General features: G+C 38.6%; 11 protein-coding genes and 1 rRNA gene. 5 read left to right on the plus strand and 7 right to left on the minus strand.

Annotated elements, in window-relative coordinates:
* The 5 genes from rrf to gntU form a co-directional block, all read left to right on the plus strand.
* Positions 1–81 (plus strand): 5S ribosomal RNA (rrf, locus tag AACQ38_RS24180); the annotation flags it as partial.
* 1,032 nt (positions 82–1,113) lie between these two features.
* Positions 1,114–1,290 (plus strand): hypothetical protein, encoded by a 177-nt coding sequence (locus AACQ38_RS19635; protein ID WP_162129052.1) that lies wholly within the window; start codon positions 1,114–1,116, stop codon positions 1,288–1,290.
* 29 nt (positions 1,291–1,319) lie between these two features.
* Complete coding sequence (gene gntR, locus AACQ38_RS19640; RefSeq protein ID WP_011144881.1) at positions 1,320–2,315, plus strand: gluconate operon transcriptional repressor GntR; 996 nt, start codon at positions 1,320–1,322, stop codon at positions 2,313–2,315.
* A gap of 168 nt (positions 2,316–2,483) precedes the next feature.
* Positions 2,484–3,023, plus strand: a complete 540-nt coding sequence (gntK, locus tag AACQ38_RS19645; RefSeq protein ID WP_058588617.1) for a gluconokinase — start codon at positions 2,484–2,486, stop codon at positions 3,021–3,023.
* The gene (gene gntU / locus AACQ38_RS19650; protein WP_011144883.1) at positions 3,023–4,360 is read left to right on the plus strand and encodes a gluconate transporter; all 1,338 of its coding nucleotides are present in this window, start codon (positions 3,023–3,025) and stop codon (positions 4,358–4,360) included. The genes gntK and gntU overlap by 1 nt, the downstream gene beginning before the upstream one ends.
* A gap of 89 nt (positions 4,361–4,449) precedes the next feature.
* Here gntU and AACQ38_RS19655 read toward each other — a convergent pair whose 3' ends face one another.
* From AACQ38_RS19655 to AACQ38_RS19685, 7 genes are all read right to left on the minus strand, one after another.
* Positions 4,450–5,370, minus strand: a complete 921-nt coding sequence (locus tag AACQ38_RS19655) for a GNAT family N-acetyltransferase (RefSeq protein ID WP_113026820.1) — start codon at positions 5,368–5,370, stop codon at positions 4,450–4,452.
* 210 nt (positions 5,371–5,580) lie between these two features.
* Positions 5,581–6,801 carry an SGNH/GDSL hydrolase family protein gene (locus AACQ38_RS19660; protein ID WP_165578861.1) on the minus strand — a complete coding sequence of 407 codons (1,221 nt, stop codon included), beginning with the start codon at positions 6,799–6,801 and terminating at the stop codon, positions 5,581–5,583.
* On the minus strand, positions 6,788–7,924 hold the full coding sequence (locus AACQ38_RS19665) for an SGNH/GDSL hydrolase family protein (protein WP_165578862.1): 1,137 nt from the start codon (positions 7,922–7,924) through the stop codon (positions 6,788–6,790). Before AACQ38_RS19665 ends, AACQ38_RS19660 begins: the two co-directional genes overlap by 14 nt.
* Positions 7,911–9,332, minus strand: coding sequence for an MBOAT family O-acyltransferase (locus AACQ38_RS19670; RefSeq protein WP_165578863.1), 1,422 nt, complete (start codon positions 9,330–9,332; stop codon positions 7,911–7,913). The genes AACQ38_RS19665 and AACQ38_RS19670 overlap by 14 nt, the downstream gene beginning before the upstream one ends.
* A 205-nt stretch (positions 9,333–9,537) precedes the next feature.
* Complete coding sequence (locus AACQ38_RS19675) at positions 9,538–10,329, minus strand: protein bax (protein WP_165578864.1); 792 nt, start codon at positions 10,327–10,329, stop codon at positions 9,538–9,540.
* Positions 10,330–11,596: 1,267 nt separating this feature from the next.
* Positions 11,597–12,688 (minus strand): fimbrial protein, encoded by a 1,092-nt coding sequence (locus AACQ38_RS19680; protein WP_113026826.1) that lies wholly within the window; start codon positions 12,686–12,688, stop codon positions 11,597–11,599.
* Positions 12,689–12,699: 11 nt separating this feature from the next.
* Complete coding sequence (locus tag AACQ38_RS19685) at positions 12,700–15,174, minus strand: fimbria/pilus outer membrane usher protein (protein WP_165578865.1); 2,475 nt, start codon at positions 15,172–15,174, stop codon at positions 12,700–12,702.
* Positions 15,175–15,193 lie beyond the last annotated feature (19 nt).

Here is a 15,193-nt window from a genome sequence, read left to right on the forward strand (position 1 = left end):
CATGCCGAACTCAGCAGTGAAACGCCGTAGCGCCGATGGTAGTGTGGGGTCTCCCCATGTGAGAGTAGGACACTGCCAGGCTTTAAATACCGTAGAAACCCTCAGCGAAAGCTGGGGGTTTTTGCATATCAGGGTCTGTATCATTTTATTTGCTTATATTATCTGGTTACCGTGTCTACCGCGACCTGTCTATCCGCATTATATAGGACAACTCCGTCGGAAATCGGATTTGAACGTCGCGACTCGCGACGGCCCACAAAGTGAACGGCTAAAGAGCTGTTTATAAGCCGATGAGATTTGTAAAGTTATCATGCTGACCGCCTAATAGCTGGAAATTTTGTATTTAGCGGTATGTTTTTTCACCCTCTGTATAAAATTTGCTTTGGGAAAATTTTTTCCCGCTTTTCTTAGATGATATAATTTGTTCTTCTTCCCGTAATTGGTGAAACTTCTTTGGGGTTTTGTCCTACACATCGTAAAAACTTTGCACTAGGGCTTACACCATGAGCTGCTAGACGAACTAAATTGTAGGAAATGAGGCTCGTTCGTCACTTTTAATGAATGCTTTCAATACGCTGATGATAAGTGTATACGCATGATTTCATTGTCTACGTTTTATCTCCCCGTAGCTGAGTTCAACCTTCTATATATGTTCCGTTGGGCGATATAGGCATGTCGGTTAACGGGTTATTTTCGATATCGGTTTTGAGCACCTTAATAACGCCGCTTTTTCTTAATTAGTTAAGTTAACGAGAGTTCTTTCCTAATTGCATGGCTACTTTGCTTAAGCTGACGACGTAGTTCATATCAAGTTTGAGCCAGTATCGAATGATTAAACCTTAATTTCTTCTGGACATTTCTCCTAAGCTGACTTAATGTCCCTGCTTCTGATTTTGATAGGTTTGGCAATTTTTGAGCTCTTACTTATTGTCATAGTGTGGTTCTTGTTGGTTGTGGTGGCTCATTGCTCTAAATCATTCGGTAATATATTAGCGGCGAAATCCTCTTAGCCACAAAAAATATGTCTTATATCTCCACTCTAAAGAATAAGACTTTACGATACACTAAATAAATTGGGATTACAGTTTCACATCCAGACTAAATTTTAAAAAAATGTATCCTTATAGTGTATATACCCAATGGATTTCAAGATGCATCGCGGCGGCAAGGGAGCGAGTCCCCGGGAGCATAGAGAACTATGTGACCGGGGTGAGAGAGTGCAGCCAACAAAGAAGCAACTTGAAAGATGACGGGTATAAATATGTCATAGCACTACGTTTATCATTCTAAACTTTACTCATTCTATATTGCATTGAAATATGAAGAAAAAACGTCCTATTTTACAAGATGTTGCTGATCGTGTTGGTATAACTAAAATGACGGTAAGTCGTTTCTTGCGTAATCCTGATCAAGTTTCTGAGCAATTGCGAAAGAAAATAGCGGATGCTTTAGATGAACTAGGTTATATCCCAAATAAAGTGCCGGATATTCTTTCTAATTCCACTAGTCATGCTATTGGTATTTTATTGCCTTCTTTGACTAACCAAGTTTTTGCGGAGGTTATTCGTGGTATCGAATATGTGACGGATAGTTATGGTTATCAAACTATGTTGGCTCACTATGGTTATCGCTCAGAAAAAGAAGAAGAGCGTTTGATTTCTTTACTTTCCTATAATATTGATGGTTTGATTCTTTCAGAACGTACTCACACTCCACGAACTTTGAAGATGTTGGGAACGGCTGGTATCCCTGTCGTTGAACTGATGGATTGTGTTTCTCCTTGTTTTGATATGGCAGTTGGTATTGACAATTTTGAAGCAGCTCGGCAGATGGTAATAGCAATGATTGAGCGTGGTTGCCAGCGGGTGATTTATCTTGGTGCGAGACAAGATGAAAGGACAATTATTCGTCTGGAGGGCTATGAAGCTGCAATGAAAAGCGCCGGGTTAAAGCCAGGCAAGATAATGACACCAGACAGCTCTTCTTACACATTAGGGGGGCAGTTACTGAATGAAGCACGAACAAAATATCCTGATGTTGATGGTCTATTCTGCACTAACGATGACCTCGCAATCGGAGCAATTTTCGAGTGCCAACGTCAAGGGATAGCTGTACCACATGATATTGCGATAGCTGGCTTTCATGGCCATGATGTTGGTCAGGTGATGACACCAAAACTTGCCAGTGTATTGACGTCTCGTGACTTATTGGGGCGGAGGGCTGCCGAATTATTAATGGCTCGGCTGAAGGGCGAACATTTACCGCAAAAAATAATTGATATCGGTTTTCAGTTATCTCTGGGAGAGAGTATCTAATCGGTCTGCTGGATTTGCGTTTTTTTGAACTCATTTGTGATAAATATCACATTTATATTTCCTGAATATTCTGTGTTGTTGCGAATTTCATCTCTACTTCTGATAATGTTACCGATAACAGTTACCGGTAACATTTTGTGGATAAAATATCTACGTTGAGGAGTTTATATGAGCGATACCCAGCATTCGAATCATGTTTTTGTGCTTATGGGGGTATCCGGTAGTGGTAAATCTGCTGTTGCCAGTGCTGTGGCCTATAAATTGGATTCTGCTTTTTTAGATGGTGATTTTTTACATCCAAGATCTAACATTAATAAGATGGCAGAAGGCTACGCGCTGAATGATGAAGATCGTGAACCTTGGTTGAAATCACTGAATCATGCAATTTTTGCTATGCAACGCACAAACCCGATTTCCCTGATTGTTTGCTCTGCTTTAAAAAAACATTATCGGGATATACTGCGTGATAATAATAAGAATCTTTCATTTCTTTATATGAAAGGCGACTTTGATTTAATTGAAAGTCGATTGAAGGCACGTAAAGATCATTTTTTTAAATCTCAAATGTTGGTATCTCAGTTTGAGGTATTAGAAGAGCCGGGGAGTGATGAACAGGATGTTTATCTGGTTGACATTAGATCATCTCTTGATGAAGTGATAAATCACTCGATAAGAATAATTAATAGTGTCATTTCAGGGGAAAAATAATGAGTACTTTAACCTTAGTGCTGACAGCGGTGGGTTCTGTGCTTTTACTATTGTTTTTGGTGATGAAGGCCAGAATACATGCTTTTGTTGCGTTAATACTGGTTTCTATGGGAGCGGGTGTTTTTTCTGGTATGCCACTGGATAAAATTGCTGAAACAATGCAAGAAGGAATGGGAGGAACGTTAGGTTTTCTGGCTATTGTTGTCGCACTGGGCGCGATGTTTGGTAAAGTTCTGCATGAAACAGGCGCACTGGATCAGATTGCGGTTAAGTTACTAAATAGTTTCGGTGAAAAGAATGCTCATTATTCATTGGGGATCGCTGGCTTGGTTTGTGCTTTGCCTTTGTTCTTTGATGTAGCTATTGTTTTATTGATTGGCGTGGCGTTCGCAGTCGCGCGTCGTACTGGCGGTAATGTAGTGAAGTTGGTTATTCCTCTGTTTGCTGGTGTCGCAGCCGCAGCGGCATTTTTGTTACCTGGTCCAGCGCCGATGTTGTTGGCTTCACAGATGAATGCTGATTTTGGCTGGATGATCTTGATCGGTATCAGTGCAGCGATTCCTGGGATGTTACTGGCGGGGCCAATCTTCGGTAATTTTATCAGTAAGTATGTCACTCTGGATTTGCCCGTGGATATAAGTGAGCCAAGCCTTGGTCAAGGTAAGATGCCATCTTTTGGTTTGAGTTTGTCACTGGTTCTGTTCCCTTTGGCTTTGGTTGGGTTAAAGGCTATTGGTGAGAATTTTGTTGAACAGAGTTCTGAGTTGTATCAGTGGCTTGAATTTATCGGTCATCCATTTTCTGCGATTTTGGTTGCTTGTTTGATTGCTATTTATGGTTTGGCAATTCGCCGTGGGATGAGTAAAGAAAAAGTGATGGATATTTGCTCTTCGGCTATTCAACCGGCGGGAATTATTTTATTGGTGACTGGGGCTGGTGGTGTATTCAAACAAGTATTAGTGGATTCTGGTGTTGGCCCTGCTTTGGGAAACGCATTGATTGGGGCGGGTCTGCCTATTGCATTAGCGTGTTTCATCCTTGCTGGTACAGTACGCGTTATTCAAGGTTCTGCAACTGTTGCCTGTTTGACAACTGTTGGTCTGATTTTGCCCGTTGTTGATCTTCTGGGATATTCTGGTGCCCAGCTTGCCGCTCTTTCAATTTGTATTGCGGGTGGTTCTTTGGTATTGAGCCATGTTAATGACTCAGGCTTTTGGTTATTTGGTAAATTTACTGGTGCAACAGAATCTCAAACACTGAAAACTTGGTCAATTATGGAAACTATTCTTGGGACAATAGGTGCCATTGTTGGAATGGTTTTCTTTGCCATGTTGTAATTCATATGAATTAAGAGATTGTATTAGATTAGTACCGCCTTCCTTAGAAGGCGGCAGGATAAGTTAACTATTTGGAAATATTGGTGACATTAAAATAGTGTTCTTGCTAACGGGTGGCGATGGCACCAGCGATCTTTATAGGCAAAAGTAGGTTTACCAATAGAATAGCGCATCGTTTTTTGATTCTGCTGACAGAGCGTTGAAGCATTTTGAATATTTAACCACATGACAATGCTTCCAAGGCTGAGATTAGCGTATTCAGGATCGTATCCACCGTTTACTGCATCGAATGAAACCCATTGAGGGCTGTCTGATTTTATAACTAAATCGTAGGCGGCTGGGGTTCCATTGATAGTTAATACACATCCGTACAGATGTTGTTTGAGTTCAGTGTATAGTTCGGTTAATTTTCCTTTTTCTTCTTCACTGTGTTTTTTTTCCCACCGTTTTTCGTACAGTGTGGTATAAATATCAACAAATTCTTGGCAGGTGAAGTCATCAATTTGATGTATTTCTCCGCCTGCACGCTTAAATTTATTAATTTCATTACTCCGATTTCTTCTTGTTTTATAAGAAAAATCTTCTTTAGCAAGGCATATTGTTCGCTTGTTTAATCGGCCATAATAGATGTTGACGAAGTTTTCTTTGTGCAGAGGTGATATGGTTTTTGACTTCCCAGGGATAATAGTTTTTAGATGTTTGGCAATAGGGAAGAGAATTTCATCGTAACTGAAAAAATAGTAGTCCTTTTGGTGACTTGCTGCCAGATGATGATCTTTACATGTAAAGTATGCCCCTTCGATAACGTTTTCTATTTGTGGATTTTCTTTGACGTAAAAGATAAAACTATTGCCAAATTTTTCATTTAAAAAACGTACAATATCTGGATGAGTAGATATTCCACCACCATAGAGAGAATACGCTTGTTGGTAACGTTCGAAACTACATTCTTTCCAGCCGGAGATGAGCCTTTTTATCGTGCTGAGAGGATACTTTTTTGGAAAAATCATATTTTAAATACTCTTTTTAACGCTATGCTTTACACATGGTATAAACTTATTTTCAACGCATTAAATACAGCAAAAAAGATAGTTTGTCTTTATCAAATGGGTTTTGTGTGAGCTCATACATATTGTAAATCTAAGATTATAAGTTTAATTTTTCTGCACTAAAAACAAGATAAGTATTTAGCACTACTCCCAGTCAAGCCTTATTGTTGCTTATTGACCGAGAGCATCTATTAACTGTTGATATAAAGTTTCAGCACTGCGCTCATAACCTGCGGCTGAAAGGTGAACATAATCAGGACGAGCAAGATCTTGTTGCGCCCAGCGCCTAATTGAGCATTTTCCACCCATATATGCACGCCAGTTCCAGAATAGTGTGTGCTGATCTTGAGCGACTTTTTGTTGAATATGGATGATATTATCCAACATTGTTGATTGTTGTGCTATACAACTTGTAAATTGGTTGTTTTTCAAAGAATCACCCGGCCCAATGATAAGGATAACTGTTTGTGGTAACTGATTACGAATCTGCTTTATCTTAGTTTCCAGTTGCTGGCGATAGCTTGGTAAGTCCAGCGAATGATTAAATGCCTCATTTGTGCCATAAGCGAGGATCATCATATCAGGATGCATTTGAACTAATGTATCAATCCATTCGGGCTGCCACTTATCCATCATATTAATAGTCGCACCATTGATACCCAAGGCGGATAACATAACACCTGGTTGTTTACGATTAATAAACCAGCCGCCTAATTTTAACTGATTATTTTGTATCGCCATAATATTAACTGGGAATGTCACTGATTCTTCAGTAGAAAATTGCCAGTGATCGTGGGTTGCCGGTAATTTCAGTATTCGTTTGGTTGCAGATTGTACCAGAATCTGAGCATCATCCGATGCTTGGTATAACGTTTTGAGTTGATAGCGATCATGGGATGGTGCAAACAGTCTTAGAATTAATTGACTTATTTGGCTATTGGGCTCTGCAATTGTACCGCCGATAGGAAAATCAGGCCGATTATCTTTGCGGCTGGTGGTGAGTTTCCATTGCTGCTTATTATCGGTCATACTGACCATAGCGTTACGTTGACCAGGTACATTAATTGGGCTAACAAAACCAATCCCTGCATTGCCAAAACGTTGTTGCAATAAAGAGCGGAGCTTGCCGGTAAAAAAGTCAGCGGCAGTATGGGAATCTCCTATCTGAACAAAATGCAGTTGATTATGGCGGCTGTTGTGAAGTTTATCCGCCAGTAAAGCTAAATTCGGTTCACCAAAGTCTATTAGCTGTTGGCCCTCTTTTGCAGACTGTTGTGTTGGCAACGGCCCTGGCTTTTGTTTATGGCACGATATCAAACTTAAAGAGAGTGTGATGACCAGACTAATGCTAGCAGCTTGGTATCGCCGACGAAGTTGTTTAACTATTTTCATTTTGTTTAGCGGGTTCCTGAATAAATTTAATCAATGAAAATATGTTATCTGAGATAGTTTGCTGGCCTTTCAGGCTAAAGTGTATACCATCACCGCTTCTGAGTTTAATTTTGTTACTATTGTCGCCGACATAATCGGAATAATCATTTGCATGATATTTGAAAATATCATTAACAGAAACATAGATTTCTCCGGCTTTCGTGACTTCTGATTGATACAAGGATCTCAGATATTTCATGCTGGCAGAAAGTTTTTTCTGTCGCATATTGGGAGGAGCAACCCAGATAATATCAGCACCGTGGTTACGTGCTTCGGTAAGGACCATTTCGATACGTTGGCGATAGAGGTTTTCCCAATCAGGACTGGCAAATTTCAGGTAGATGTTTCCATGTTTTGGTGGCATATCCCAGGGATCATTTGGCCCCAAAAAAATAACAACCAGCTTGATATCATGGTTGGCTTCCAGTGTTTTATTGATAGTTTCCGGCCAATTAAAAAAACTGGGATAAGCAAGTCCAGTACTTTGTTTGCTGAGATTAATACTTGAAATACTGTAATCCTGGTAGAGCCGACGTTTCAGATGGGGGGCGATACCCTGCATCATTGAATCTCCAGCAAACAGCACTTTATCTTTGGCTGTCAGTGTCACGTTGGTTTTAGCGATAACCGTACTGGGGGAAACATTATTCCTTAAATCATGGGGTATTGGTGAATTAACAGGATGAGTATGGGGCGATTTTTGTAATAACTCAGGGAAAGTTGCAGGCAGATTTGTAACAGGAGAGGGATAACCACTCAGAAGCTTGAGTCCAATCTGAAAATCCGCAGGCAGTGTGATATCAGTTTTCTGGAGAGTTTCCTGATGGTTGTTACTGTTATTGCTGGTAGTATGTGACAGGAAAGCTTCCCCCGCAGCGAGTACACCTTGTTCCAGGTTATCACCGAAATCCCAGAGCGGATGACCTTGCAAAGTCGCCCAAAGACTTTGCCGGTGATATTCCTGTTGCCAGAATCTATCCAGTGAACGATGATTTAGCCAAATTAACAGTAGGCTAGCTAATATTACGATAAAAATGACTTGCCCAGCCGTTTTTAAATTAGATTTGAATTCAGAAATTGGCATAAATGAATCCTGGTATTCCTTGTGGTGAAATCATAAATACCAAAGTCAGAATAATTGCTAATGGTATTGGGTAGCATATCCATGAAATCTGAGAATACATTTTCTCAACCATTATTTTTAGATTAATCAGCCACGGATAAATAATAAAGAGTCCCCAGAACATCAGTAACAACCCACTATTGGCTATTATCGAATGAAATAAATTTGATGATATCAATTGATTTAATAATATTAGTGCATCATCTAGAGTAGGACAACGGAAGAAAACCCATGCCAGACAGATAAAGTGGAAAGTAATGATTCTGGATAGAAATGAGATGACTGGGTTTTGGGGAATGTTTTGATTTTTTTTGTCTATTGGAGGAAATAACTGGTATTTAACATTGAGGATGATTAATCCCAATCCATGAATAGCTCCCCAGATAATGAAATTAATTCCGGCTCCATGCCATAACCCAGAGATTACCATAGCGACAAACAAATTAAGATTTTTACGTAAAAATCCTTTCTTATTACCACCAAGAGGAATATAGACATAATCACGGATAAATTCAGATAAACTGATATGCCAACGGTGCCAGAAGGCTTGTAAGTTTTCAGCCAGATAAGGGGCATTGAAGTTTTCAGGTACTCTGAATCCAAGGAGTAGTGCTAATCCAGTAACAAGATTGGTATAACCAGAAAAATTAAAATAGATATGCCAAGCATAGGCATAAATACTAACCAAGATTTGCCCTGCATTGTAGCTGACAGGATCATCAAAAACCGGATTAACATAATTTTCGGATAAATAAGAGCTGAACAAAAATAGTTTGGTTATCGCCAATGTAATCAATAATATGGCTCTTGATGGTTCAATGATCACTCTTGATGATATCTGGATTTGAGGCAGAAAATCTTTAGCTCGGTTTATTGGTCCGGCAACAATACTCGGAAAAAAGCATAGATATAAAGCGACATCAGGAAATGATGCTTTGGGTATTTCTTTTCTGGCGACAGCAACGACATAGCTGACGGAATGAAATGCATAAAAAGATAAACCCAGAGGGACGAGTAGTGTTAGTACGGGTAAATCTATGGACAAACCAAATTTGGCAAACGCTTGTTGGAGACTTTCTTGAAAGAAAGAATAATATTTGAATAGAGTAAAATACCCCAAAATACCTATTGTCAGGATAGTAAACGTGATGCGGTTGGATAGAAATTTGCTGGCTACGTTTGTTAAAAGATAAATAAATAGCGTATAGCCAAATAGGATGCTGGTGAAAAGCGGATTAAAGGAAAAGACAAACAGATAACTTGCGATTATCAGCAGGTAGTTTTGTGTTTTCGCATGTTTTTGTAGCATCCAATACAAGAGAAAGAAAGCAACAAAGGAACCAAGAAACTCAAAAGAAAAGAAATTCATATTAAACTCTGGTAAATCATTTTATCTCAATATAAGATTGAGTGATATTATAGTATTTAACCTAAACATTCTATCAATGAAAAGAATAAACCGGTGGACATAAGAAAATCATCCGTTCCATAGTTGGTTATGGTAACGGATGATTTTGGTACTTAGCACAAATATTCAAACACAAGATATTCATGCTAATGACTTACTCAGGCTCTTAGTCGTGATCGTTTTTAGCTAACTTCTGTGCCTGAGTAATAAGCCCTTTATTGCTGTTAAATACTTTGTGCAGGTAGTTGTTGTAAGTCGAACCCAATTGTGAATACCCTTCAAGATTATCAATCAATTTGCTGGTATTGAGTGATTCCTGAAGGCTTCTCTGCTTGGCGCGTGAAGCACGCAATGATTCATAAGCGTTATGGGTGTTCATATTTCTCATATAGGCTTTGACCGAATCATTGATAGTCGGATAGGCGGAATAACCTTTTATTTTACCTTGGGTTTTCTTACAGTTGTTACCGCAACGCATACCAAATAAGTTGTTATTCTGTTGTGCAAGCTTAGATGTTCCCCAACCAGATTCTGTTGCGGCCTGAGTGGCAACAAAATGGGTTGGGATGATGTCAACACGACTTAGTAGCTTGTTCCAGTTAATTTTTTTAGGCGAGCTGCTACAGCTCACGTTGTAGTTTTTACAAATTTGTAGCAGGCGCTTGATACCCTGTATAGACCAAAGCTTGTCATTTTGGTGTTCCAGTAGCCATTTCCGTTCCTGCATAATTTGTTGATTGTGTTGATCAATCACGGGGACAACAACATTTAAAAACGCTTTCTTACGTAGGGTGCCCGAAGGGTATTTTCGCAAATCTGGCAAATTGCTTTGCATGTCATTGTGAGAATACTCTATGCTTTTAGCTGTGCTAGTTGAAGCATGACTAAAAGCGGAAAACAATAGTGAGATAAAGAAAGCGAAGATGGCAGTTGTCCTCATCGTTGTTTGAGAGGGCATTGCTTTTCCTCGTTTGCTCTGAATAAAAAACAGGCTGATATTAGCAAAATAAATCCAGCATAGCCAGAGTTATTAGTGATTCATAAATATATTTTCTGTAATAAAAATTATTATTTTGCTAATTTGTTCTGTGGTTTTTTATTAATTTCTATATGGTTATGTGCTGTTTGTGTACAAAATATTGCCTGTCTAGATTGAATTATTCATCAGATATGATCATGATTTTTGAGTTAATTTTGTGCCTGTAAGTCGCTTTATCAAAAGAAAAGTGATTTGTAAACCAGCTAGTGTAATATCGGAAGTGATTGAACTTAGTTTTATATAGTACTGTTAATTATAGTACTGCCAATCGTAAGAACACCGCAGCGAGTAATAAACTAATTGATATTAATATTGCCGTTATAAGAATAAGTATCATTTTCATAAAAAGGTAACCTGTTACCGATATGGTCTCTTTCCTCTGAGTTAAAACTAAGTCGTATCTGTCAGGTTTGAGCTAATTTCATAATAGAGCCATTGTTATTGGTGCGGTGCAGGATATTCGATATGGTTATAAATGTTAAGTTAAAATAAGTAACAATGTGTTACAAATATTTACTCCGGGTGATATTGTAAGAATATAATAATAGAGGGGTATATAAGAATAAAAAAATTTTAATAATTTATTTGTGGATAATATAAATATTTATCTTTCTATTTTTATATTAAAGGTGTTTTTGGAGAATAAAATTTATATTGTTCCTGTGCTATTTCAAGTTATTTTTCACATTTTTATATTACGTGTAATTATATTTTTTTCTAAGGTTTTTATTTGTTATTTATTTTTATATCATTGATTTTAATGAAATATTTTTATTGTCAATCAATGGTGATTGAATGTTTTCATATGTTTTATTTTTCTATTTATGTGGTTTTTTATTGTATTACTCTCTTTTGAATATATTTTTTATTCTGGTTGTTTGTTATTTTTATTTATTCTTTAATAAGGTTGTAAAATATTATCTTGATATTATTTTTTTAATTTTATTGATAAGTGAAAGTATGTTTTTTTCTATTTTTCATAGAATTCCACTATTTTGTTGATAAATTAAGCGAGTTTGAATAATTACTTAATGTTAGGATTATCATTGTGTTACGTAAATTCAGGGAAGGTTATAAATGTAAATGAATTTTTCTATAGAAACACTTTATTACAAATTATTACTGATTGAAACATAAAATTTTAATTCGAATGAGGGAAATAAGAGGCATTCCCTTTGCCTCTTGATTAATTGTATTCAAAGTTCAGTACAGAAGTTGCTTTCAGTTCCCCTGCTATGATGTTTTGGGGATCATAAACGTGGTAGTAAGCATTAAGGTCGATGGTAAAGTGTTTATCGATGACATTACCGGAGTTTTTACTGAATAGTAGTGTTGCACCTTGGGATGAGGATTGCGAAGCACTGAAAGTTATCGGCGTTGAATCATTTGTCTGAGAAACACGGATACCAACACCTTTAGCGGCACCTGCTTTGCTATCAATTAAAGTTCGATTGTCATTTGGTAGCAGATTATTACTGCTCAGGTAAGCTTTAACTGAGCGTGAAGTTTTACCGTTTTGGAGATATTTGCATTCAAAGTTGAGGGTAAAAGGCGTTTCTCCTTTATCTGCTCCGTTAAGCAATCTAATGCGGTTGACTTTTGGTAGATTCACTGTTAACCCCGCATTTAAGAAGTGACAAGTTGTATCTCTGTGATTAAAAATCATCGTGACGGGTTGATAATAGATATCTTCAGAATGTGTCGGCCACTCCCAAGTAAGAATAAAAGTCAGGAAATCGGTAGCGAAACGGAGAATGGCATCAAGGAGTCCTAAGTTGGTGGTATCCATCGCAATTACAGCCGTTTTTAATGTTGCAGAATTGCCGGAAAAGACGTGAATATTACTACCACCGGGTCTGCCACTCAGTAGCTTTACATTAAGTGTAAATTGGGCTTGCAATTTGCTGGCAGGGTATGTGTCGTTACTGTTTCCCAGATTAATACTGTTGCCAGGAGAAAGATTCGTGATAGTCACTTCGGCATAATTTTTGCCACCATTGAATCCTAAAACAACTTTGTTTTTGGTAAAAGGCGAACCGTTAGCAACCGAGTTTTGTTTCCATAGTGAATTTCTTGTGCATGTAAAATAGCCAGAATATTGGGTGTTGAGTATCCAGGTTGCATTACTGTTCAGAGTGAGATGATCTGTCATATCAACCAGGATTGCCGGTGCCGGTATTGCATATTTGGGTTGGCAATCGGCATAGGCTATGCCACTGCTCAAACTGATTATGGCCGCCAGATACAATGGCTTAAGATATGATGGTTTAAGTTTCATTATCTTCTCCCTTAACGGCAAATATTGGCGTTTGAGCTCATTTCAGGCTGTGGATCATTTATTATGCAGCTCTTTTCACCTAGTTGACCGATGTGGACATAAATTTGCGGTGGTAATTTTTCTACTCGTAGGAAAACCATACTACCCTGACCAACGTATCCTAAGCTGTTACCTTCTGAATCGACAATTTCAGTACCGAAAGGTAAAGGTTTACCATCAGCCTGAGCGGCGTAGAAGATAAAAGTCTTCCGCTGGTCTGTTTTAAATCCGATATGGGTAATCGCGCCGGAATATGGCGCGACATCTCTGATGTTACCGATAAGTTCAGCGGCCCCTTCTGGCACTTCACTGGTATCTAGCATGATGGCATTTTTACGATAAGGAGAAAGATAAGGTATCAGCAACTTACCGCTGGTGTTTGTCACCATGCTTTTATCACCATTCACAGAAGCGTTTGCTGTGCCCGGTGCGTCAATGATGGCGAAAGTTTCCCCAATTTGATTAGCCGCCAGAATTCCGCCTCGATAAGCAACTAAACTGCCGGTTGCGCCAAGTCCCATTTGGCGGTACTCCTTGGATTGGCTATAAGAACTACTCAGTGTGGAAACGGATGTTTTGTAGGTCAAATTTGCACTGGTTGTTGTCGAACCACTTTTCTGATCTGAAATGTTGAAGTGGTAATTCAAACGGTTGTTTGGGCCTGCGCTGCCGCTTAATCCTAAGTTACTGTTGTCATAGTGACTTTCATTGATTGAGACATTATTGGTCAAATAGGCAGGGTAGCCAAACAACTCAAAAGGAACAGACAGCATCAGATAATAGCGCTGTTCCTCTTTACTTTCTGTTTCATTGATATTGTATCGGACACGGTTTGCTGTCAGGGAATAATTGATTTTCCCCAGACTATTGGAATACCCCATTTGATATTCTCTACTTTTATTCTGGGTTCCCCAGTAATTACGAAATGTTCCCGAAAGAAAAAGTGAACCTGCACGACTACCAAGATTCTGGTTCAAATTGATATTAAAGGTATTTTTTTGATGAGAATAATATTGTTGGTTATATCCATTGCTTATCCAGTCATGCAGATCAATCGCATCGATTAGGGTGAGATAATTTTTAGTTGAATAACGATAAGCCGCCAGCGAGAAATTTGTTTTTGTTTGTGGGATATAACGGCTATAAGCCAATTTGTAGCTTTGCCCTTTCATGGTTGGGCTATTATCAAATTTGGCGCTGGACTGTGAAACGTCAATTGAGACAGCGCCAATGGGTAGATTAAAGCCACTACCTAGCAGTAGTGAGTAATAATCTTTACTGATAATGGTACCTGTATAACCGGTCAGGACATTATTAAAACCATATTGATAGCTGGCTTGAAAAAAGTTTGGTTTATAACGACTGTTGGCAATATGTGTTTTACCTGCACTGATATCATATTTGCCAAGACCTTCTTTCATCATATTAGGAACGGATGAAAAGGGAACGGTAAAACTGTTAGTACGCCCGTCTGCTTCCGTCACTGCAACTAGCAAATCACTACCTGAACCTGTGGGTAAAATAGTATCAATAGCAAACGGTCCGGGTGGTACATTACCTTGATAAATAACAACATTATTTTGGGTGATTTTTACCAGAGCATTAGTCTGCGCAACTCCCCGAACGATAGGGGAAAACCCTTGCCAGGCATCGGGGTACATGCGCATATCGGTTTTCAAATTGATACCTCGGAAGCGGAAAGAGTCGAATAAATCGCTTGATGTATAGCTGTCACCAATGCGAAATTCTGAATTAATTGATGAAATTCCTCGTTGCAGATAACGGGTATTGTTACTCCATTTATCACCATTTGAACGCGTATAGTGATAAGAGGATTGATCACGTAATTGCCAGCCAAATAGATTCAAACCGCTATTAAGTGACACGTAAGCATTATCTTCATCTTCACGGTCGCGGTTTTGTTTATTCCTATTCTGAGTATGGTAATAGTTGGCATTGTAGGACAGCATAGCGCCGGGGATACCTCTGTCCCAGAACGCAGGATCGATATAGCCTTTTAGCTCGTTTTTGATATATGCCTGCGGGACGACCAGATGCAGGCTGAGTTTAGGAACATCGAGATTAGCGGTTCCTTCATGTATTATTTTAGTAAGAAGAATTTCATCTTTGGATAAATTCGATTCTGGTAATTGGTTTTTATCAATTTTTATACCTAACCTGGGAAGATCTTCATTAAGTAAGTAAATATCTTTGCCATCGTTCTGGATATTAATATCAAATCTTCCTTTCCAGTCATTATTCAGATATATGTCAATACCATAACGACCAGCGGGTAGCTCTGAAGTGGAATAAAATCGGGATAAATCCGCTTTTGCCGATTCACCAACCAGAAAGTCAGTATTAAATGTTGTGGCATAGCATAAACAATCTGTATACAGAAGGGTACTTATTATCAGAGCTAACGGACTAATTTTTTGTCTTATCATGTTCTATGCTATGCCAGTA

The sequence above is a fragment of the Photorhabdus sp. RW14-46 genome, from assembly GCF_963887965.1.
GTDB lineage: Bacteria > Pseudomonadota > Gammaproteobacteria > Enterobacterales > Enterobacteriaceae > Photorhabdus > Photorhabdus laumondii.

Bases quoted from the DNA above. Each gene is read 5' to 3' on its own strand.
- AACQ38_RS19655 (WP_113026820.1), bottom strand. From the start codon at position 5,370: ATGATTTTTCCAAAAAAGTATCCTCTCAGCACGATAAAAAGGCTCATC.
- AACQ38_RS19660 (WP_165578861.1), bottom strand. From the start codon at position 6,801: ATGAAAATAGTTAAACAACTTCGTCGGCGATACCAAGCTGCTAGCATT.
- AACQ38_RS19635 (WP_162129052.1), top strand. From the start codon at position 1,114: ATGTATCCTTATAGTGTATATACCCAATGGATTTCAAGATGCATCGCG.
- gntU (WP_011144883.1), top strand. From the start codon at position 3,023: ATGAGTACTTTAACCTTAGTGCTGACAGCGGTGGGTTCTGTGCTTTTA.
- gntK (WP_058588617.1), top strand. From the start codon at position 2,484: ATGAGCGATACCCAGCATTCGAATCATGTTTTTGTGCTTATGGGGGTA.
- AACQ38_RS19675 (WP_165578864.1), bottom strand. From the start codon at position 10,329: ATGCCCTCTCAAACAACGATGAGGACAACTGCCATCTTCGCTTTCTTT.
- AACQ38_RS19670 (WP_165578863.1), bottom strand. From the start codon at position 9,332: ATGAATTTCTTTTCTTTTGAGTTTCTTGGTTCCTTTGTTGCTTTCTTT.
- AACQ38_RS19665 (WP_165578862.1), bottom strand. From the start codon at position 7,924: ATGCCAATTTCTGAATTCAAATCTAATTTAAAAACGGCTGGGCAAGTC.
- gntR (WP_011144881.1), top strand. From the start codon at position 1,320: ATGAAGAAAAAACGTCCTATTTTACAAGATGTTGCTGATCGTGTTGGT.
- AACQ38_RS19685 (WP_165578865.1), bottom strand. From the start codon at position 15,174: ATGATAAGACAAAAAATTAGTCCGTTAGCTCTGATAATAAGTACCCTT.
- AACQ38_RS19680 (WP_113026826.1), bottom strand. From the start codon at position 12,688: ATGAAACTTAAACCATCATATCTTAAGCCATTGTATCTGGCGGCCATA.